The organism is Actinomadura sp. NPDC048394, from assembly GCF_040651755.1.
GTDB classification, from domain to species: Bacteria; Actinomycetota; Actinomycetes; order Streptosporangiales; family Streptosporangiaceae; genus Spirillospora; species Spirillospora montaniterrae.
This window is the reverse complement of sequence record NZ_JBEZJL010000012.1, coordinates 26366-45579: the sequence shown is the minus strand read 5'-3', so window position 1 is coordinate 45579 and position 19214 is coordinate 26366. Positions and strand designations below refer to the sequence as shown.

At 74.7% G+C, this 19214-nt stretch carries 20 protein-coding genes; 11 read left to right on the top strand and 9 right to left on the bottom strand.

Annotated elements, in window-relative coordinates; genetic code table 11:
* Positions 1 to 32 precede the first annotated feature (32 nt).
* The gene (locus tag AB0C78_RS10405; protein WP_360744779.1) at positions 33 to 1835 is read left to right on the top strand and encodes a choline/carnitine O-acyltransferase; all 1803 of its coding nucleotides are present in this window, start codon (positions 33 to 35) and stop codon (positions 1833 to 1835) included.
* 42 nt (positions 1836 to 1877) lie between these two features.
* Here AB0C78_RS10405 and AB0C78_RS10400 read toward each other — a convergent pair whose 3' ends face one another.
* The 6 genes from AB0C78_RS10400 to AB0C78_RS10375 are packed head-to-tail and all read right to left on the bottom strand — an operon-like array spanning position 1878 to position 6512.
* Positions 1878 to 2285 (bottom strand): hypothetical protein, encoded by a 408-nt coding sequence (locus AB0C78_RS10400; protein ID WP_360744776.1) that lies wholly within the window; start codon positions 2283 to 2285, stop codon positions 1878 to 1880.
* On the bottom strand, positions 2282 to 2941 hold the full coding sequence (locus tag AB0C78_RS10395) for a TetR/AcrR family transcriptional regulator (protein ID WP_360744773.1): 660 nt from the start codon (positions 2939 to 2941) through the stop codon (positions 2282 to 2284). Before AB0C78_RS10395 ends, AB0C78_RS10400 begins: the two co-directional genes overlap by 4 nt.
* 43 nt (positions 2942 to 2984) lie before the next feature.
* Positions 2985 to 4190: an ABC transporter permease gene (locus AB0C78_RS10390; protein ID WP_360744770.1), complete on the bottom strand. Its 1206-nt coding sequence runs from the start codon at positions 4188 to 4190 to the stop codon at positions 2985 to 2987.
* The gene (locus tag AB0C78_RS10385) at positions 4187 to 4885 is read right to left on the bottom strand and encodes an ABC transporter ATP-binding protein (RefSeq protein WP_151544874.1); all 699 of its coding nucleotides are present in this window, start codon (positions 4883 to 4885) and stop codon (positions 4187 to 4189) included. The genes AB0C78_RS10390 and AB0C78_RS10385 overlap by 4 nt, the downstream gene beginning before the upstream one ends.
* Positions 4882 to 6003 (bottom strand): peptidoglycan-binding protein, encoded by a 1122-nt coding sequence (locus AB0C78_RS10380; protein ID WP_360744767.1) that lies wholly within the window; start codon positions 6001 to 6003, stop codon positions 4882 to 4884. The genes AB0C78_RS10385 and AB0C78_RS10380 overlap by 4 nt, the downstream gene beginning before the upstream one ends.
* Positions 6000 to 6512, bottom strand: coding sequence for a hypothetical protein (locus AB0C78_RS10375; RefSeq protein WP_360744764.1), 513 nt, complete (start codon positions 6510 to 6512; stop codon positions 6000 to 6002). The genes AB0C78_RS10380 and AB0C78_RS10375 overlap by 4 nt, the downstream gene beginning before the upstream one ends.
* Positions 6513 to 6680: 168 nt before the next feature.
* Between AB0C78_RS10375 and AB0C78_RS10370 the strand changes: the two genes are divergently transcribed.
* From AB0C78_RS10370 to AB0C78_RS10355, 4 genes are all read left to right on the top strand, one after another.
* Entirely contained in the window at positions 6681 to 7337 is a 657-nt protein-coding gene (locus tag AB0C78_RS10370; RefSeq protein ID WP_360744761.1) for a response regulator transcription factor, read from the top strand.
* Positions 7334 to 8575, top strand: a complete 1242-nt coding sequence (locus tag AB0C78_RS10365; RefSeq protein WP_360744758.1) for a HAMP domain-containing sensor histidine kinase — start codon at positions 7334 to 7336, stop codon at positions 8573 to 8575. The genes AB0C78_RS10370 and AB0C78_RS10365 overlap by 4 nt, the downstream gene beginning before the upstream one ends.
* A 214-nt stretch (positions 8576 to 8789) precedes the next feature.
* A complete protein-coding gene (locus AB0C78_RS10360) occupies positions 8790 to 9374 on the top strand; it encodes a papain-like cysteine protease family protein (RefSeq protein ID WP_360744755.1) in 585 nt (194 codons plus the stop codon).
* 1 nt (position 9375) lies between these two features.
* Entirely contained in the window at positions 9376 to 10200 is an 825-nt protein-coding gene (locus tag AB0C78_RS10355; protein ID WP_360744752.1) for a hypothetical protein, read from the top strand.
* Between the two features lie 104 nt (positions 10201 to 10304).
* Here AB0C78_RS10355 and AB0C78_RS10350 read toward each other — a convergent pair whose 3' ends face one another.
* Both AB0C78_RS10350 and AB0C78_RS10345 read right to left on the bottom strand, forming a co-directional pair.
* Positions 10305 to 11267: a LysR family transcriptional regulator gene (locus AB0C78_RS10350; RefSeq protein WP_360744749.1), complete on the bottom strand. Its 963-nt coding sequence runs from the start codon at positions 11265 to 11267 to the stop codon at positions 10305 to 10307.
* Positions 11268 to 11426: 159 nt separating this feature from the next.
* On the bottom strand, positions 11427 to 12458 hold the full coding sequence (locus AB0C78_RS10345; RefSeq protein WP_360744746.1) for an AraC family transcriptional regulator: 1032 nt from the start codon (positions 12456 to 12458) through the stop codon (positions 11427 to 11429).
* 182 nt (positions 12459 to 12640) lie between these two features.
* Here AB0C78_RS10345 and AB0C78_RS10340 point away from each other — a divergent pair, with 182 nt between their 5' ends.
* The 6 genes from AB0C78_RS10340 to AB0C78_RS10315 are packed head-to-tail and all read left to right on the top strand — an operon-like array spanning position 12641 to position 17734.
* Positions 12641 to 13960: an ATP-binding protein gene (locus AB0C78_RS10340; protein WP_360744743.1), complete on the top strand. Its 1320-nt coding sequence runs from the start codon at positions 12641 to 12643 to the stop codon at positions 13958 to 13960.
* Complete coding sequence (locus AB0C78_RS10335) at positions 13957 to 14391, top strand: roadblock/LC7 domain-containing protein (protein WP_225991901.1); 435 nt, start codon at positions 13957 to 13959, stop codon at positions 14389 to 14391. The genes AB0C78_RS10340 and AB0C78_RS10335 overlap by 4 nt, the downstream gene beginning before the upstream one ends.
* Complete coding sequence (locus AB0C78_RS10330) at positions 14388 to 14741, top strand: DUF742 domain-containing protein (RefSeq protein ID WP_360744740.1); 354 nt, start codon at positions 14388 to 14390, stop codon at positions 14739 to 14741. The genes AB0C78_RS10335 and AB0C78_RS10330 overlap by 4 nt, the downstream gene beginning before the upstream one ends.
* On the top strand, positions 14719 to 15330 hold the full coding sequence (locus AB0C78_RS10325; protein WP_360744737.1) for an ATP/GTP-binding protein: 612 nt from the start codon (positions 14719 to 14721) through the stop codon (positions 15328 to 15330). The genes AB0C78_RS10330 and AB0C78_RS10325 overlap by 23 nt, the downstream gene beginning before the upstream one ends.
* On the top strand, positions 15330 to 16541 hold the full coding sequence (locus tag AB0C78_RS10320) for a cytochrome P450 (RefSeq protein WP_360744734.1): 1212 nt from the start codon (positions 15330 to 15332) through the stop codon (positions 16539 to 16541). The genes AB0C78_RS10325 and AB0C78_RS10320 overlap by 1 nt, the downstream gene beginning before the upstream one ends.
* Positions 16538 to 17734 (top strand): cytochrome P450, encoded by a 1197-nt coding sequence (locus AB0C78_RS10315; RefSeq protein WP_360744731.1) that lies wholly within the window; start codon positions 16538 to 16540, stop codon positions 17732 to 17734. Before AB0C78_RS10320 ends, AB0C78_RS10315 begins: the two co-directional genes overlap by 4 nt.
* Here AB0C78_RS10315 and AB0C78_RS10310 read toward each other — a convergent pair.
* Positions 17688 to 19127, bottom strand: a complete 1440-nt coding sequence (locus AB0C78_RS10310) for an SPFH domain-containing protein (protein WP_360744728.1) — start codon at positions 19125 to 19127, stop codon at positions 17688 to 17690. The two genes, AB0C78_RS10315 and AB0C78_RS10310, sit on opposite strands and share 47 nt — an antisense overlap.
* Positions 19128 to 19214 lie beyond the last annotated feature (87 nt).

The following is a 19214-nucleotide window of genomic DNA, read 5'->3' as shown; positions in this document are numbered from 1 at the left end:
GGAACGCCCGGGCTTGGAGAACGAGGGACGAAGTGAACGCCACCCCTGAACCGTCGGACCGGACCTTCGGCAACGAGGACGCGCTGCCCCGGGTGCCGCTGCCCGCGCTCGACGAGACCTGCGACCGGTTCCTGGAGTGGTGCGCGCCGCTGCTGACGGAGGCGGAGCTGGCGGAGACGCGCGCGGCGGTGGAGGCGTTCGCCCGTCCGGACGGCCCGGGCCGCGCCCTGCACGCCGCGCTCGAGCGCTACGACGCGGAGCCCGGCGTGCGCAGCTGGCTCGACACGTTCTGGCCGTACCGCTACCTCGGGCGGCGCGACCGGATCGCGTTGAACGCGAACTTCTTCTTCCTGTTCCAGGACACCGGGGAGCGGCAGCTGGAGCGCGCGGCCGGGCTGATCGCCGGGGCTCTGGACTACAAGCTGCTGCTGGACGCCGAGCGGATCCCGCCCGTCCTGCAGCGCGGGGCGCCGCTGTCGATGGAGCAGAACAGGTTCCTGTTCTCCACGACGCGCATCCCGGGCGCCGAGCAGGACACCGTCCGCGCCCCCTACAGCGCCGAGTGGCCCGGCCCGTCGCAGGCGAAGCACATCGTGGTGTTCTACCGCGGCAACATCGTCCGGATGGACGTGATCGGCCCGGACGGCGTCCCGCACACGCTGGACGAGCTGGTCGCCGGCCTCGGCACGATCGTGAAGGCGGAGCCCGCGCCGGAGCCGTCCGCCGGGCACCTCACCACCAAGGCGCGCGCCGAGTGGGCGGCGAGCCGGGAGGCGCTGCTCGCCGCCGACCCCGCGAACGCGCGGGCGCTCGACGACGTCGAGACCGCGCTGTTCTGCGTCTGCCTGGAGGACGTCGCGCCGAAGAACGACCTGGAGGCGTGCGACAACCTGCTGCACGGCGACAGCGGCAACCGGTGGTTCGACAAGGCCGTCTCCCTGGTCGTCTTCGCCGACGGCACCGCCGGCATCAACGTGGAGCACTGCGGGCTGGACGGCACCACGATCCTCAGCTTCGTGGACGCGCTGCTCGGCGCGTCCCCCGAGGCGCACGCGCAGCGGGCCGGGGCCCGGTCGCAGGGCCTGCCGGTGGTCGAGGCGATCGAGTTCGTGCTGGACGACGCGCTGCGCGCCGACGTCCGGGACGCCGCCGCCGCGTTCGCCGCCTACGCCGCCGCGACCGCCACCACCTGCGTGTCGTTCGACGACTTCGGTTCCGAGCGCGCCAAGGCGCTGAAGACGTCGCCGGACGCGTTCGTCCAGATGGCGTACCAGCTCGCGCACAAGCGGGCGAAGGGCCTCACCGGCGCCACCTACGAGTCGATCGCGACCCGGCAGTACCGCAACGGGCGCACCGAGGCGATGCGGGTCGTCACCCCGGAGGTGCTGCGGTTCGTCGCGGCGATGGACGACCCGGAGGCGGGCCCCGACGCCCGCCGCGCCGCGTTCCGCGCCGCCGCCGAGGCGCACGTCCGGCGCGCCAAGGACTGCCAGGCGGGCCGGGCGCCCGAGCAGCACCTGTGGGAGCTGCAGCTGATCCAGAAGCGGCGCGGCGCGGAGCTCGGCGTCACCGAGCACCTGGCGCTGTTCGACTCGCCCGGCTGGACGACGATGCGCGACGACTACCTGAGCACCAGCTCGGCGCCGTCGGTGAACATCCGGTACTTCGGGTTCGGGTCGACGAGCGAGCAGTGCATCGGCGTCGCGTACGTGCTGCTGCCCGACCGGTTCAACCTGTACCTGAGCACGCCGGAGCCGGTCGCGGGCGCGATGTACGACTTCGCCGACCGGCTCCGCGAGGCCGTCCGCGAACTGCAGGACCTCCTCGCCGGATAGCCCGCGCCGGGCGGGCGCCCCCGCGCGGGCGCCCGCCCGGGGTCAGCGGGCGACGAGGTGGCGGTGCAGGAGCGGGCCGATGCCGGCGATGGCGGCGACCAGGCCGGCGGCGACGTAGAGGTCGCCGTGCGGCGTCGACCGCAGCAGGTACGAGGCGAGCAGCGCGGCGGCGAGCAGCACGCCCTTGGCGACGACCGCGCGGCCGAGCGACAGCCGCGGCCCCTCCTGCGGGCGCCCGGCCGTCCGGCGCTTCTGGACGAGGTGCAGCAGCGGCACGCCGACGAAGAGCAGCAGCCCGAACTTCAGGGCGTGCTCCCACACGGGCTGGCCCGCGTTCCAGGCCCAGACGGCGCCCATGATCAGGCCGGCCATGAGGTACCCGCGCCGGACGGACCGGGGGCCCGCGAGGGCGGTGGCGCGGCGGGGCAGGGGAAGGTCCTGGCGGGTCACGACGGCTCCTCGGGCAGCGGGTCGGAGGTGTGGGCGATGCCGACGAACAGCCAGCGCATGGCCTGGCGGAGCAGGTCGTCCGGCACGCTCGGCGGGTCGAGGCGGCGCTGCCGCAGCAGGCCCTGGAACATCGCGCTCGCGACCGTGGCGACGTCGGAGGCGGGGACGGCGCCGGACGCGCCGACGCGCGCCAGGACCGGTTCCATGAGCCCTTCGAGGGCCGCCCGCGGCTCCCGTTGCGCGGCGGCCAGCGCGTCCCTGAGCTGCGGGTTCCGCATGGCGTAGAGCCACAGCTCGGCCTGCAGGAGGGGCAGGTCGTCGTCCTTGTCGGCGGCCTCCATGAAGAACCGGCCGAGTGCCGACTCGGGGTCCTCGGCGCCGGCCTGCACGGCGTCGAGGGTCTGCCGGCCCCGCTCGACCCGCGCCCGGGCGCCGTCGGCGACCAGCTCGAGGAACAGCTCCTCCTTGCCGCCGAAGTTGGAGTACAGGGCGCCGATCGAATAGCCCGCCGTCTCGGCGATCTCCTCGACCGGCGCCCCCGCGTACCCCTTGCGGGCGAACACGCGCGCCGCCGCGTCCAGCAGCCGGCGCCGGGTGCGCGCCTTGGCCTCGGCGCGGGTCAGCCGCCTCGGTTTCTCATCGTCGTCGCTATCCATATAGCAGACGATATTCAGATAGTGGTGACTATGTCAATCGCGATCAGGGGGCCGCGAGCGCCTCCGTCGGCGACAGGCGGGACGCCCGGATCGCCGGGTACAGCCCCGCGACCGCGCCGATCACCAGCGTCGCGGCGACGCCGCCGAGCACCGCCCAGGCCGGGATCACGACCGGCCACCCCTGGTAGACGGCGTAGCCGCCGGTGACCAGCGCGCCGATCGCGGCGCCGCCGAGCCCGCCGAGCGCCGACAGCAGCAGCGACTCCGCGAGGAACTGGGTGCGGATCTGGCCGCGGGTCGCGCCGAGCGAGCGCCGCAGCCCGATCTCCGCCCGCCGCTCCAGAACCGAGATGACCATCGTGTTGGCCACCCCGACCCCGCCGACCAGCAGCGCCACCGCGCCGACGCCGAGCAGCAGCCCGGTGAACGCCTCCCCCGCCGCCTTCTTCGCGGCGAGCGCGTCCGACGGCCGCGACACCTGCACCTCGTTCGGCGCCTCCGGGTTCGCGGTCGCGCCGAGCACGTCCCGGACCTGCTCGACGCTCGCGTCCCGCGACCGCGTGTAGATCGTCGTCGCGTGGCCGTCGAAGCCGAGCCGCTGCTGCGCCGCCGGCCAGCCGACCAGCGCGGCCGTGTCCAGCTCCGGCGCGAGCGGCGCCGGGGCGAGGATGCCGACCACCGTGAACCACTTGCCGCCGACCAGCACCTGCACGTCCGTCCCGGCGTGCCCGATGCCGAGCCGGTCCGCGGCGGACGAGCCGAGCACCACCGCCGGGAAGTCCTGCGTCGCCGCGTTCAGCCACACCCCGCTGCGCAGCCGCGCCCCGGTCGCCGCCCGCAGGTCCGTGCGGGCCGCGTAGGCGGCCAGCCCGTTGGTCTGCGACTCCGGGATCTTCCCGTTCCGGTACACCTTCGCCCCGTCCAGCAGGCCGATCGCCGACACCTCCTCGACCGGCCCGATCCCCGCGACCATCTGCTCGGCCTCCAGCGGGAGCTGCGCCTGCCCGCCCGTCAGCGTGCTGCCGGGCGTGACCGTGAGCAGGTTCGTGCCGAGCGCCGCGAGCGCGCGGTCGAGGTCGGCGCGCGACGACGACGACACCCCGACGACCGCGACCATCGCCGCGATCCCGATCGCGATGCCGAGCGCGGACAGGAACGCCCGCATCGGCCGCGTCCGCAGCCCGACCGCGCCGACCTTCACCACGTCGCCCGGCCCGAGCCGGGCCGGGCGCAGCGCCGCCGCGGTCATCGCGCCGCCTCCGCCGGCTCGGCCCGCGCGGGCAACGCCGAGTCCTCGACCACCAGGCCGTCCCGCATCCGGACCCGGCGCGGCAGCCCCGCCGCGATCTCCCGGTCGTGCGTGATGATCACGACGGTGGTGCCGGACGCGTGCAGCTCGCGCAGCAGCGCCATCACCCCGTCCCCGGACGCCGAGTCCAGCGCGCCCGTCGGCTCGTCCGCCAGCAGCAGCGCGGGCTCCCCCGCGACGGCCCGGGCGATCGCGACGCGCTGCCGCTCGCCGCCCGACAGCTCGTGCGGCTCGTGGTGCATCCGGTGCGCGAGCCCGACCCGCTCCAGCGCGTCCGCCGCCCGGCGCCGCCGCGCCGCCGGCCGCAGCCCCGAGTACAGGAGCCCGTCGGCGACGTTGTCGAGCGCGCGGGTGCCCGCCGCGAGATGGAACTGCTGGAACACGAACCCGATCCGGCTCGCCCGCAGCGCCGACAGCGCCGCGTCCGACAGCCGGCCGACGTCGTGCCCGTCGATGCGGACGGTCCCGGACGTCGGCCGGTCCAGGGTGCCGAGGACGTTCAGCATCGTCGACTTCCCCGACCCCGACGGCCCGACGATCGCGGCCAGCTCCCCGGCGCCGACGTGCAGCGACACCCCGCCGAGCGCCCGGACGCCGCCCGGGTACTCCTTGGTCACCTCGCGCAGCTCGATCATTTCGGGACCCCCACGGCGGTGCCCTCGGCGATGCCCGCGCCGGACACCTCGACCCGCCCGTCCGCGAACAGCCCCGTCTTCACCGGGACGTACGACGACGTCGAGCCCTTCACCACCTCGACGCCGAACCCGCCCTCCGACAGCGCGACCAGCGCGGTGACCGGGACCGTCAGCACGTCCTTGCGGGTGCCCGCGGTGAACGTGACGTCGACGGCGGCGAGCGCGTACTTCGCCGCGGCCTTGCGCGCCTTCGACGACCGCAGCCAGATCGTCACCTCCACCTTCGTGGACGGGTCGTCGTCCTGCCCCTGGCCCGGCTGGATCACCGTGGAGACCTCGTCGATCCTCCCGGTCACCGTCGTGTCGTCGGGGAGCGTGACGTCGACCGCGGCGCCCTTGCGGGCCATCCGCTGGTCGGTCGTGTCCAGCTCGACGGTGACCGCCTTGTCGGTGCCGGTGTAGGTGAGCACCTTCCGGCCGGGGCCCGTCGGGTCCCCGGCGTTCGCCTGGAGGCTGTCGATCCGGATCGGCTCCGGCGCGAACACCACCCGGCCCAACTCGACCGTCCCGGTCTCGTCGAGCCCGAGGTCGTCCTGCCATTCCTTGACGGCCTCCGCGGTGTCGGACGTGTACTCCTCGTCGACGGTGAACCCGTCATAGCCGAGCGCTTTCAGATTCTTCTCGAACCGCTCGACGTCCGACCCTTCCGTGCCGATCCGCAGCGGACGGTACGCCGGTTTCGACCCGTACATCAGGACCACCGGATCGCCGTCCACCTCGTACAGCTCCTGGCCCCGCTTGATGACGTCGCCGCTCTCCGGAACCTTGGTCAGCGTGCCCTGCAGCCGGCTCGTCGCGGTGTAGGTCGGGCCGTAGCCGAGCGAGCCGTCCTCGGTCTGCTCGTCCTTCAGCGTCTGCCGCGTGACCTGCGTCGTGTTCGGCGGCAGGCCCGTCGCCCGGTCCTCGCCGGAGCCGCCGCCGGTGTTCAGCGCGACGGCGGCGGCACCGCCGGCGACGGCCACGGCGGCCGCCGCCGCGAGCGCCGCCCGCCGGCCGGGGCGGCGCCGCCGCGCGCGGCGCCCCCCGTCCTCGGCCGCCCGCTCCCCGAGGGCCGTCACTTCGGACCGCCCCCCATGACGTCCTTGCACTTCTGCTGCGCGGTGTTGAAATCGGGGTCCTCGGACAGCTTCTTGTCCATCATGATCCCCTGCTGGCCCGGCTTCGGGTCCGGGAAGTCCTCGACGCCGTTCTTGCGCATGCACTCGGAGAACTCCCGGACCTTCTCCTGCATTTTCGGATCGGCCTTCGCGGCGCCGTTCTCCATCGGGTTGTACTGCCGGCACGCCTCCTGCGCCTTGTCGACCTTCTCCTTCGGCGTGCTGCCGTCGATCTTCAGCGTCACGCGGCCGCCCTGCGGGTCGTCCATCGGGACGCCGTGCTCGCGCATGCACTGGGCGTACTTCACCCCCATCTCCTTCGGGTCGGCGCTCTTGGACGCGGCGGCCTGCTTGCCGCCGCCCGCCGACGCCACCCCGCCGTCCCCGCCGTCCTTCGACCCGCAGCCGGTCAGCGCGAGCGCCATCACCAGCGGCAGCGCCGCAAGGGCGCCCTGGGTGCGCAGTCGCATGTCTCGTCCCCTCGTTCGGCGGCCGGACGTGCTCCGGCCGGACGAGGAGCGATGCAACGCGGCCGCACGTTTCCCCACCGTTTCCGCCCGCCCCCGCCCCGGGGCCTTACGGCGAGGAAACACACCGCCCGGCACCATCGGCGATCAGGACCTGGCGGAAGGAACGGCATGCGGGTGCTGGTGGTGGAGGACGAACCGCTCCTCGCGGACGCGATCGCGGAATGGCTGCGGGACGAGGCGCACGCCGTCGACCTCGCGCACGACGGGGCGTCCGCCCTCGAACGCGCGGGCGTCAACGACTACGACGTCGTCGTGCTGGACCGCGACCTGCCCGTCGTGCACGGCGACGACGTCTGCCGCGAGCTCGTCACGGCGGGCGCGGCGGCCCGGGTGCTGATGCTGACCGCCGCCGCCGAGATCACCGACCGGGTCGCCGGGCTCGGCCTCGGCGCCGACGACTACCTCACCAAGCCGTTCGCGTTCGCCGAGCTGGCCGCCCGCGTCCTCGCCCTCGGCCGCCGGTCCCGGCCCGCCGCGCCGCCGACGCTGCGCCGCGCCGGGATCACCCTCGACCCGGCGCGCCGCGAGGTGTTCCGCGACGGCCGGTACGTCCCGCTGGCGCGCAAGGAGTTCGCCGTCCTGGCCGAGCTGCTGCGCGCGGACGGCGCCGTCGTGTCCGCCGAGCAGCTGCTGGAGAAGGCGTGGGACGAGCACGCCGACCCGTTCACCGGCGCCGTCCGGCTGACCGTCCTGAAGCTGCGCCGCAAGCTCGCCGAGCCGCCCGTCATCGAGACCGTCAAGGGAGCGGGGTACCGGATCCCGTGAAGATCTCCGCGATCGGCGGGCCGCGCCGCGTCTCGCTGCGCGCCCGCCTCACGCTGACCTACGGCGGCCTGTTCCTCGCCGCCGGCCTGCTGCTCCTCGGCGTCACGTACGGGCTGTTCACCCAGCAGCTCGACCGGTCCGGGACGCGGGTCCTCGCCCGCGTCACGACGCAGCAGCCGCCCAGCGGCGGGGACCGCACGCTGCTGAACGTGGACGGGACGCCCCGCGCCGTCCCCGACACCGCCAAGGCGACCGCCGAGATCGAACGCCTGATGCGCAAGCAGCACGACGAGTACGAGGCCGCCGCGACGAAATCCCTGGTCACCCAGGGGTCGATCGCGCTGCTCGTCGTCGCCGGCATCGCCGCCGGCTTCGGCTGGCTGATCGCCGGACGCGTCCTCGCCCCGCTGCACCGGGTGACCGAGACCGCGCGGCGGATCGCCCGCGCGCCCGCCGCCGACCGCGTCCTGCACGAGCGGATCGCCCTGCGCGGCCCGCACGACGAGGTCCGGGAGCTCGCCGACACCTTCGACACGATGGTCGAGCGGCTCGACCGGTCCTTCGACGGGCAGCGCCGCTTCGTCGCGAACGCCTCCCACGAGCTGCGCACCCCGCTGACGCTGGGCCGCGCGCTGGTCGAGGTCGCCATGCACCGCAAGACCGCGTCCCCCGACGTGCTGCGCCTCGGCGAGGACCTGCTGCAGATCACCTCCCGGCACGAGCGGCTCATCGGCGGGCTGCTGCTCCTCGCCCGCTCGGAGAACGAGATCACCGGCCGCGCCCCGGTCGACCTCGCCGACGTCGTCCCGCACGTCGCCGCCCGGACCGCGCCGGAGGCCGAGCAGGCCGGAATCACCGTCACGACCGTCCCCGGCGAGGCCATGACCAGCGGCGACGCGCTGCTCCTCGAACGCGTCGTGGAGAACCTCGTCGAGAACGGCATCCGCCACAACTCGGGCCCGGGCGGCTGGGTGCGCGTCACGTCCGGCACCCGGGACGGGCGCGCCGTCCTGGAGGTCGCCAACTCGGGGCCGCCCGTCCCGTCCTACGAGGTGCCGGGCCTGTTCGAACCGTTCCGCCGCCTCGACGGCGACCGCGTCGTCACCGCCAAGGGCGCGGGCCTCGGCCTGTCCATCGTCCAGTCGATCGTCCGCGCCCACGACGGCGACGTGACCGCCCGCCCCCGCCCTGAAGGTGGCCTGTCCGTGACGGTGACCCTCCCCGCCGCCCCGCCCTGACCGGGAAGGTTCGTCGGCCGGTACGGGGTCATAGCCGGGGGTTATGACCTGCTGGCATTTCCCGGTTTTCCGTGCGAATGAGACTGTAATCGCGTTCCTTCGGCCTCGCGCACGGCATTTCCGTCCGGAGAATCCACCCCGGCACCGGACGGAATTGCACGGCTCCCCGTGCGCGAGGCGCTCTTCGGCACGCCGGGAGAAAAGGCGGAAGCGAATGAGAACGCGTACCCGGCCCGCCCGGGCACGATGGCGGCTCGCGTGCGGGGCCGCCGCGGTCGCGGCGGGCGCCCTCGCCGCCGCGGCCGGCACCGGAGTCGCCGCGGCCGGCGAACTCCCCATCACCCAGCAGGTGCAGCAGCAGGACCAGTGGTGCTGGGCCGCCAGCGGGCTGACGATCGCCAAGTACTTCGGCGCCGGCAACGTCAGCCAGAACGATTTCTGCGATCTCGCGCGCGGCTACCCGCAGGGCAGTTACTGCCCCAACGAGGCGGGGCAGCTCGAATGGGACCAGCGCGCGTTCCAGGCGCTCGGGCTGACCCCCGGCTACGTCAGCGGGCCCCTCTCGTTCCAGGGCGTGGAAGGCGAGATCGACGGGCAGCGCCCCATCCAGACCGGCATCTACTGGTCCGCCGGAGGCGGGCACTCCCAGGTCATCTACGGCTACGACCCGAGCAGCCAGACCATCTCCTACGGCGACCCGTGGCCGTCCAGCCCCCGGTACTCCGAAATGGACTACAGCAGTTACGTCAGCAATTACCAGTTCCAGTGGGGCGAGGCCCTGTCGGGGATCGGTGGTTGACATGCGCGCATCAGCGAAGCTCGCCGCGGGAGCGGTGACCGCCGGCCTCGGCGTCACGATGTTCGCGGGAACCGGGACGGCGCTGGCCGCCGGTCCGGCCCCGTCCCCGGCCGCCCCGTCCCCCGCGGACACGGCCGCAGCGGCGAAGGTCGCCGCCGCGCCCGCCGCCAAGGACCGGCTCGCGACCTTCTTCGTCCACCTCGACCAGCACCAGCACGGGAAGCTGACGAGCCAGGCCGTCGGCAAGGCCGCCAAGGCGGCGAAGGCGCCCGAGTTGGACGGCGCGGTCCGGCCCGTCTACACCCTGAACCCGGCGTTCGTGAAGGGGCAGGACGCGCCCGTCGCCGCGTTCGCCTACCTCGCGGTCGGCGCGCACTCGGCGACCGGCCAGCACGCCACCATGTGGCTGACCAGGCAGGGCAAGGGCTGGACGGTCATGAACGTGATCTCCGGCACCGACGAGGCCGCCTACCCGGCGCGCGCCGGCGGCGGCACGGTGTTCACCGAGCCGCAGATCAACGCCTGGTACCGGCTCAAGGACGGCCGGGTCACCGGCCTGAACCCCACCGCCACGACGTCGGTCGGGAAACGCGGCGTGACGGTGGCGGCGTACCGGGCCCTGGTCCGCACCCGGTACGCCGACAAGATGCCCGGATCGTCCTACCAGCGGTCCGGGAGGCTCGGCGGCTACACGCCCCGCACGGGCGTCGGGAAGCGGGGCGACGGCGGGGGCGCGGCGCCGCTCCTGTCCGCCCTCGGCGCCGGCGGCGCGCTGGCCGCGGCGGCCGGCATCGTCGCGGCCCGCCGCAGGCGCGTTCCCGGGTAGCCGCCGCACGCGGGTTCTCGTCCCCCCTCCTTGAACCCGCGCTTCGGGGCGTGTCCCGCAGGCCCGCCCGCTCCGCGGCCTGCGGGACGCGCCCCGTGAACACGTCATCGGAGGGCCGGGTGGGCCTCGGGGTGCTCGTCCCACCATTCGCCGTAGACGCGCTGCGCCCGGACGAGCTCCAGGTAGACGTCGGTAAAGACGGTGCGCAGCCGCATGGCGGCGTCCTCCGCCTCCGGGCGCCACACCAGCACGACCCGCTGGGCGAGCGGGTCGCCGGTGATCCGCCGGAACGCGACGCCGTCGCGGGGGCCGGCGGTCGGCTGGTAGATGCCGATGGCCCGTCCCGACCGGATCAGCGACGAGGAGATCTGCCAGTCGGTCGCCCAGAACCGCACCCGCGGCTGGAACCCGGCGGCGGCGCAGGCGGCGCGGAAGTAGGCCGGCCAGGGGCCGTCGTCGAGCGGGTCGTCGATCCAGTCGTGCTCGGCCAGCTCGGCGAGGGCGACGGTGCGGCCGGCGGCCAGCGGGCTCGCCGCCGACATCCCGACCAGCGCCGGCTCGCGCTCCACCAGCACCAGCCGCCGCAGGCCCTCGCGCAGCGGGCGGCCGGGCCCGTCGGGCTCCTGGAACAGCCCGACGTCGAGCGCGCCGGACGCCAGCAGCGCGGGGATCCGGCCGCCGCCCGGGTCGACGCGCAGGTGCAGCCGCGCGGACGCCGACAGCTCGCCGAGGTGGTCGCTCAGCCGGGTCAGCGCCGGGCACGCCTGCACCCCGAGCCGCAGCGACGGCACCGACGCCGGGTCGCGGCGGTGCGCGAGCGCCGCGTTCAGGTCGTCGATACAGGCCAGTGCCGCGCGCGCCCGCGTCGCGACCTCCGCGCCGACCGGCGTCGGCAGCACCCCCTCCGGGGACCGGACGAACAGCTGCACGCCGAGGTGGCCCTCGACGCGGCGCAGCATCGTGCTGACGGCGGGCTGGGTGAGCCCGAGCCGGGCGGCGGCCTTGCTGATGCTGCCGGTCGCCGCGACGGCCTCGATCATCCGGAGGTGGTGGGGGCCGAGATCCACGAGCGCACGCTCCTACCCGCGTCTGCCCCGTCCGACGAAGTCAGCCGAATGGTAACCCCGGGGTCCGCGCGGGGTGAATGGAAAAGCGTGCCAATCCGGTCGCGCTCGGTGTCCGGCGGCGGCCGGTCGCCGGACGGTCCCCGGACGGCCCCCGGGCGGTCAGTGCGCGGCGTGCCGCAGCTCGCGCGGGCTCACCCCGAACCGGCGCCGGAACGCGGTGCTGAGCGCGCTGGCCGAGGAGAACCCGGTGGCGTGCGCGATGTCGGTGATGGTGACGTCGCGGTCCTGCGGGTTGCGCAGCCGGTCCCGGACGAGCCGGAGCCGCTCCTCGCGGATCAGCTCGCGCGGCGTCGTCCCGGCGTGCTGGAGCGCGAGCTGCACCTGGCGCAGCGACCAGCCGAGGTCCTGCGCCACGGCGGCGCCGGTGAGGCCGGGCTCGGTGGCGTGCTCGCGCACGTAGCGGCGCACGACCGCCTCGACCTCGGCGAGGTGGCCGGGCGCGGCGGGCCGCTGCCGGCCGGCGACGATCACGCAGAGCAGCTCGGTGATCCGGTCGCAGGCGGCGTCGAACTGGGCGGCGCTGAGCGCGCGGCGCTCCTCGCCGACGGCGCGGACCATGTCGGCGACGACGCGGCCGAGTCCGGTGGACAGGTCGAGGCGGGTGGCGACCGGGGACGGGCGGCGCAGCCGGCGGTCCATCTCCCGTCCCGGGATCGTCATGACGAACGCCCGGGCGGGGGCGCCGCGCCGGCCCGCGTCCCGCAAGCGGGGCGCGCCGGGACCGTTCCCCGCGGCGGGACCGTGCCCGGCGGCGATGCCGATCCGGAACGGCTCGGCCAGCGTGACGAGGCCGCCGGTGCCGGGACGGAGCCGCGCCTCCCGGCCGTCCTGGGCCAGGGTCAGCTCGCCGTCGAGCGGCAGCAGGAGGCGGTAGGCGTCGGTGCGCTCGCGGCGCGCCTGGCCGGCGGTGCGGACGCAGTCGATCTGCTCCGACCGGCGCAGGACGAGCTGGTAGGCGCCGTCGTCCACCCCTGCCCTTCCGCCGTGCCGCACCCGGGCGGGCGGCGCCGGAGCAGACGTCGGGGACGCGCTGATCACGGCGGCCCGCCGCAGGTGAGGGTAGTACGAGCACCGCCGCCAAATCAGCCGAACACGCCGGAAAGTAACGCGTATCGGACTACCGGTGATCATGGCATGCGCCCCGGGGCAAGTTCTCTGCGCGCGCGCACAAGCGCCCCCGCGCCGCCCCGGCCTACGGTCACGAAACCGCGGCGCGTCACCTCCCCGGCCGGCGCCGCCGGAACCCACCCCACCGGCCACGGGACGGGCCACGCCGGCCCGCCTCGCCCGACTCCCCTGTGCACGAGGACCTGATGGAGCAAATCCTGTTGGCGGCGCTCGTCGTCGTGGCCGCCGCCGGCGTCGCCGCCGCGGTCCAGCTGGCCCGCCAGCGGCGGCTGGCCGCCGAGCTCCGCGACCAGAACGCCGCCCTCGCGGCCGGCGTCGAGCTGCGCGACAAGGAGCTGCGGCACCTCGCCGACGTCCGGCTGCCCGAGCTGATGGACTCCCTCCACAACCCGGGCATGCGCGTCGCCGGGCCGCTGCACGACCTCACCCGCAAGGCGCCCGCCTTCGGCCAGTCCCTGCAGACGGTGATGGACCTGTTCGCCGGGTCCGCCGACCGGGTCAGGGCGCGGGCCGACCAGTCCGCCAAGTCGACCCTCCGCGCGATGATGCGCGCCGTGCAGAGCCTCGCCAACGAGCAGCAGCTCGCGATCTCCACCATGCAGGAGCGGCACGACGACCCCGACGTGCTCGACGGCCTGCTCCGCATCGACCACATGAACGCCCAGCTCGGACGGCGCGCGCAGGCCACCGCCGTGCTGTGCGGGTCGTGGCCGGGCCAGCAGCGCTCGGCGTCCTCGATGACCGACGTGGTGCGCGGCGCGACCTCCCGCATCCGCGACTACCTGCGGGTCAACCTCGAGGGCCCGGTGAACGTCGCGATCACCGCGCGGGCGGTCGAGCCGGTCGTGCTGACGCTCGCCGAGCTGCTCGACAACGCCGCCCGCCACTCCCGTCCCGACACCGCCGTCGAGGTCAACTTCCGCACCGCGCACAACGGCGTCGCGATCACCATCGACGACGCGGGCGTCGCGATGGACGCCGAGGAGCTGCAGCGGGCCGCCGAGCTGCTGTCCGGCGAGGCGTCGGTGGACGTGCACCGGCTCGGCGACCCGCCCCGCGTCGGGTTCGCCGTCGCGGGCGTGCTCGCCGCCCGGTACGGGTTCACGGTGTCGGTCGACTCGCGGTCCCCTTACGGCGGCGTGCGCGCCGTCGTGTTCGTGCCGAGCACGCTGCTCACCGACGTCCCCGACGACCCGAGGACGCGGCCCGCCGCGTCCGGTGCCGGCGGCGAGCGCGCGCGGGCCGCGGACGCGGCGGACGTTCCGTCCACCCAGCACGGTCTGCCGAAGCGCAGCCGCGTCGCGGTCGCCGACCGCGCCCCCGAACCGGACGAGCCGGACGCGGCCGAGCCGGCCTCCTGGGCCGAGCCGGTGCGCCCGCCGCGGGAGACCGCCGCCGGGCTCGGCGCCTGGCAGCGCGGCACCCGGTCCGGCCGCGCGGGCACGCCGGCCACCGGCACTCCGGTGCCGCCCCCGGGCGTTGAAGGAAAGGACCTGCGGCCATGAACGAGGGGTGGAACGGCGCGATGGACGACGGCACGAACCGGCTCGGATGGATGCTCGACGACGCCCTGCGGATGCCCGAGACGCGGTACGCGATCCTGCTGTCGGCCGACGGGCTGCTGATGGCCCACTCGGAGCGCATCGGCCGGGACGAGGCGGAGCGGCAGGCGGCGGGCATGTCCGGGCTGCAGTCGCTGGCCCGCAGCACCGCCGAGTTCTGCGGCGACGCGGGCACCACGTGGCGGCAGACCGTCAGCGAGTTCGACGACGGGTACGTGTTCCTCGTCGCGGCGGGGCCGGGCGCCTACCTGGCGGTGTCGGCGACGCAGCACGTGGACATGGAGACGGTGTCGTTCCGGCTCCAGGAGCTGGTGCAGCGGCTGGGCAAGGAGCTGACCAGCCCGCCGCGCCCGGGCGCGGACACCCGCGCATGAGCCGCCGCAACGAGCGCGCGCTGGTGCGCCCGCACGTGGTCACCGGCGGCCGGGCGCACCCGTCCCGCAACGTGTTCGACCTGGTCACGCTGGTGATCTCGGCCGGCGACCTGCCCCGTACCGGGCTGTCCCCGGAGAAGCTGCGGATCGTCGAGCTGTGCCGGGGCGGCGCGCTGTCGGTCGTGGAGATCGCCGGACATCTGGCCCTGCCCGTCGGGGTGACGAAGGTGCTGCTGTCCGACCTGGTCGACAGCGGCCACCTCACCACACGCGCGCCCGCGGCCGCCGCCCCGACGTCCCGGACCCGGCTCCTGCAGGAGGTGCTCGATGGACTCCGCGCCAGCCTCTGACACCGCTCTCGCGGGGAGCGGCCCGTACCTGCGCGAGACCGTCCGGACCGCGGTCAAGATCCTCATCGTGGGGCACTTCGCGGTCGGCAAGACGACCTACGTCGGGACGCTGTCGGAGATCAGGCCGCTGCGCACCGAGGAGCGGATGACGCAGGCGGGCGCGACCGTCGACGACCTGGCCGGCGTCCGCGACAAGACGACGACCACCGTCGCGATGGACTTCGGCCGGCTGACATTGAGCGACGACCTCGTCCTGTACCTGTTCGGCGCGCCCGGCCAGCAGCGCTTCACCCGGCTCTGGAACGACCTGGCGCGCGGCGCGCTCGGCGCGCTGATCCTGGTGGACACCGCGCGGCTGCAGGAGTCGTTCGCCGTCATGGACATCGTGGAGAAGCAGGGCCTGCCGTACGCGGTGGCGGTGAACCGGTTCGACGGGTCGCCGGAGTTCCCGGACGCGGAGGTGCGCGAGGCCCTCGACCTCGCGCCGTCGACGCCGCTGGTCACCTGCGACGCGCGGGACCGGGCGTCGTCCACGCACGCGCTGATCGCGCTCGTCGACCATCTGCTCACGCTCGGCGGGGAGGGCTGATGACCGTCGACCAGACCCGTCCCGTGGACGGCGCCGGAGAGGACGGGACCGAGCCGGGACGCCTCTACGGGCCGGAGTTCGCCGCCGACCCCGGCCGCGTGTACGCCGCGCTCCGCGAGCACGGCGACCTCGCCCCGGTCGAGCTGTCGCCCGGCGTCCCGGCGACGCTCGTCCTCGGCTACGACGCGGCGCTGGAGATCATGCGGGACGCGGAGACCTTCCCGCGCTGCAGCACGGTGTGGGAGGTGTCGGTGGGCCCGGAATGCCCGGTGCTGCCGATGATGATGAGCCGCCCCAACGCCCTGTTCACCAACGGCGCCACGCACGCGCGCCTCCGCGCGGTGATCAAGGAGAGCCTCGACCGGGTGGACCCCGCCGCGCTGCGCGAGCACACCGAGACGGCCGCGGCGACGCTGATCGACGCGTTCGCCGGCGCGGGCGAGGCCGACCTCATCGGCGAGTACGCGCGCGTGCTGCCGCTGCTGGTGTTCCGCGAGCTGTTCGGCTGCCCGCCCGAGATCGGCGACCGGCTGGTGCGCGGCATGAGCGGGATCTTCGACGGCGTCTCCCCGGAGGAGGCCAACGCCATGCTCGGCGAGGCCGCGCGGGACCTCGTCGCGCTCAAGCGGGAGAGCCCCGGCGCGGACGTGGCGTCCTGGATGATGAGCCATCCCGCCGAGCTCGACGACGACGAGATGGCCGAGCAGCTCACGCTGCTGCTCGGCGCCGGCACCGAGCCGGAGCAGAACCTCATAGCCAACGGGCTGCGGCTGCTGCTGGCCGACGACCGGTTCGGCGGCGACCTGTCCGGCGGCAGCCTCCCCGTCGAGGACGCCCTCGACGAGATCCTGTGGACCGACCCGCCGATGGCGAACTACAACACCGCCTTCCCCCGGCAGGACGTCGACTTCCACGGCCACCGGCTGCCCGCCCACCAGCCCGTCCTGATCTCGTACGCGGCGGCGAACACCGACCCGTCCCGCGCCTCGCACGCCCGGACGGGCAACCGCGCCCACCTGGCCTTCGGCGCGGGCCCGCACACCTGCCCGGCCAAGGGCCACGCGCGGGTCATCGCGTCCGCCGCGATCGAGATGCTGCTCGACCGGCTGCCCGACATGGAACTGGCCGTCCCGGCGGACGAGCTGGAATGGCGCCCCGGCCCCTTCCACCGCGCGCTGGTCGCGCTGCCCGTGAGGTTCCCCCCGCAATGACCGGAGCGCCTGTCGAGGCAGACCGCGTGGCCATGTACGGGCCGGAGTTCGCGGAGGCGCCCGAACGCGTCTACGCGCGGATGCGCGAGCACGGCGACCTCGCCCCGGTCGAGCTGGCGCCGGGCGTCCCGGCGACGCTCGTCCTCGGCTACGACGCAGCGCTGGAGGTGCTGCGCGACCCGGCGACGTTCCCGAAGGACGCGCGGCGCTGGCAGGAGGGCGTGCCCGCGGACTGCCCGGTGCTGCCGGTGATGATGTGGCGGGAGAACTGCCAGGCCGCGGACGGCCCCGCGCACGCGCGGCTGCGGTCCGCCGTCGTCGACGGGCTGGCCCGCGTCGACCCGGCCGCGCTGCGCGAGAACATCGAGCGCAACGCCGACCTCGTCATCGACGGCTTCGCCGCGGACGGCGAGGTCGAGCTGATCTCCGGGTACGCGCGGATGCTGCCGACGCGGGTGGTGCTGGAGCTGTTCGGCTGCCCGCCGGACATCGGCGAGCGGATGCTGACCGGGCTCGGCGGCATCCTCAACGGCGTCGACGCCGAGGCGAGCAACGCGCTGCTGGGCGGCGCGACGATGGAGCTCGTCGCGCTGAAGCGGGAGAGGCCGGGCGCGGACGTGACGTCGTGGCTGCTGGCCCACCCGTCCGAGCTGACCGACGGGGAGATGCTGCACCAGCTCGTCACGCTGCTCGGCGGCGGCGTCGAGCCGGAGCAGAACCTCATCGCCAACGGCATGCGGCTGCTGCTGTCGGACGACCGGTTCGGCGGCGACCTGTCCGGCGGCAGCCTCCCGGTCGAGGACGCCCTCGACGAGATCCTGTGGACCGACCCGCCCATGGCGAACTTCGGGATCACCTACCCGCGGCAGGACGTCGAGTTCCGCGGCCGCCTGCTGCCCGCCGACCAGCCCGTCGTCATCTCCTACGCGGCGGCCAACACCGACCCCTCGCGGGCCGCCGCCGGGCGCGCGGGCAACCGCGCCCACCTGGCGTTCAGCGCCGGCCCGCACACCTGCCCCGCGAAGGGCCAGGCGCGGCTCATCGCGTCGGTCGCCATCGAGAAGCTCCTCGACCGGCTGCCCGACATGGAACTGGCCGTCCCGGTGGACGAGCTGGAATGGCGTCCCGGCCCGTTCCACCGGGCGCTCACCGCGCTGCCCGTCCGCTTCCCTCCGGAGCCGCCCCGCCCGTGACGGCCGGGGCCTCCGCGGTCGCGGCGCGCAGCGCCCCGATCACCGCGGCGAGCTGGGTCAGCAGCCCGGCGACGCTGGTCTGGTCGGCGCCGTTGACGGTGACGGTGCGCAGCTCGTCCGGCTTCGGCAGCCGCTCCAGGATGTCGGGCAGCCGGGTGATCAGCCGCGCCTGGATCGCCGCGGGCGTCTGCTCGTTGTCCATCGCGGCGCGGGCCCGGTCGCGCTCCAGGCCCAGCAGCGCCGTCTCGTGGTGCGACCGCTCCCGCGTCTCCTTCAGCGCCAGCTCGCCCTCGACCCGCAGCCGGTTCAGCTCGTGGTCGCGCTCGATCCGCAGCCGTCCCGTCTCGGCCTCCTCCGCGTGCCGCTCCCGCTCCATCCGCAGCGCGTGCCGGGTCGTCTCCGTCTCCAGCTCGGCGACCTCGCGGGCGTCGTCGTGCTCGCGGCGGGTGCGGCGCAGCTTCTCCGCCGTCTCGGTGTCGAACCGCTCCGCCTCGTTGCGCGACCGCAGCTCCGCCAGCTCCCGCTCGTGCTCCAGCCGCTGCGTCTCCTTCACCCGCTGCGCCGCCATCTCCCGCTGCGCGACGGCCTCCTCCGCCTCCAGCTCCGCCAGCCGCGCGATGCGGCCCTGCTCGGCCCGGTACGGCTTCTGCAGGTTCTCCCACAGCCGCGACGAGCTGACCACCGCCTCCTTGATCTGGACGGTGACGATCCGCAGCCCGAGCCCGCGGTCGCTGTGGTCCTCGCCCTCGGCGACGGCGCGCAGCCGCGCGGTCAGCTCCTCGATGATCGGCTGCTTGTCGCTCAGCACGTCCCGCACGCCCATGCTGGAGACCTTGTCCTTGATCGCCGCCTCCGCCTGCTCGCGCAGCTGCAGGTTCACCACCCGCATCGGGTCCTGCGCGTCGCCGAAGTCGAGCTTGCGGTAGGCGGTCGCGAAGTCCTGGATGATCCACTGGACGTAGCCCTGGACGAGCACGCCCTGCAGCTCGCTGCAGATGCAGTACGCGTTGATCAGGATCGTCTGCGTCGCGCCCGGCACCACCAGGAACGAGTCCGTGGACGGGTTGAACCGGAACGACACGCCCAGCCCGATGTGCAGCGGCTCCGCGCGCCCCCGGCGGGTGTGCACGACGAAGGCGTTCGGCGGGACCAGCACGTTCTTCCACCGCCAGAAGCCCTTGATGCGCACCTCGACCGGGCCCGCCTCGGCGTGCTCGGGGGACGCGGCGGGCGCGCCGCCGAGCGCGCGGTCCCGCTTGGCCAGCGGCCCCGGCGGCGGCACCGCGCCGGGCGGCGGCGGCGCCGACCGGCGCGACCTCAGGTCGCCCTCCAGGACGGCCTGCTGCGCGACGACCTTCTCGAGGTAGGTGTTGCCACCGTCGTTGGCGCTCATCGTCCCCTCACCGGATGTCCGTACGCGTCGCCGGAATGGCGGACACTTTAGTGCGCGCTGAACCTTCCGCCCCGGTTCCTGCGTATC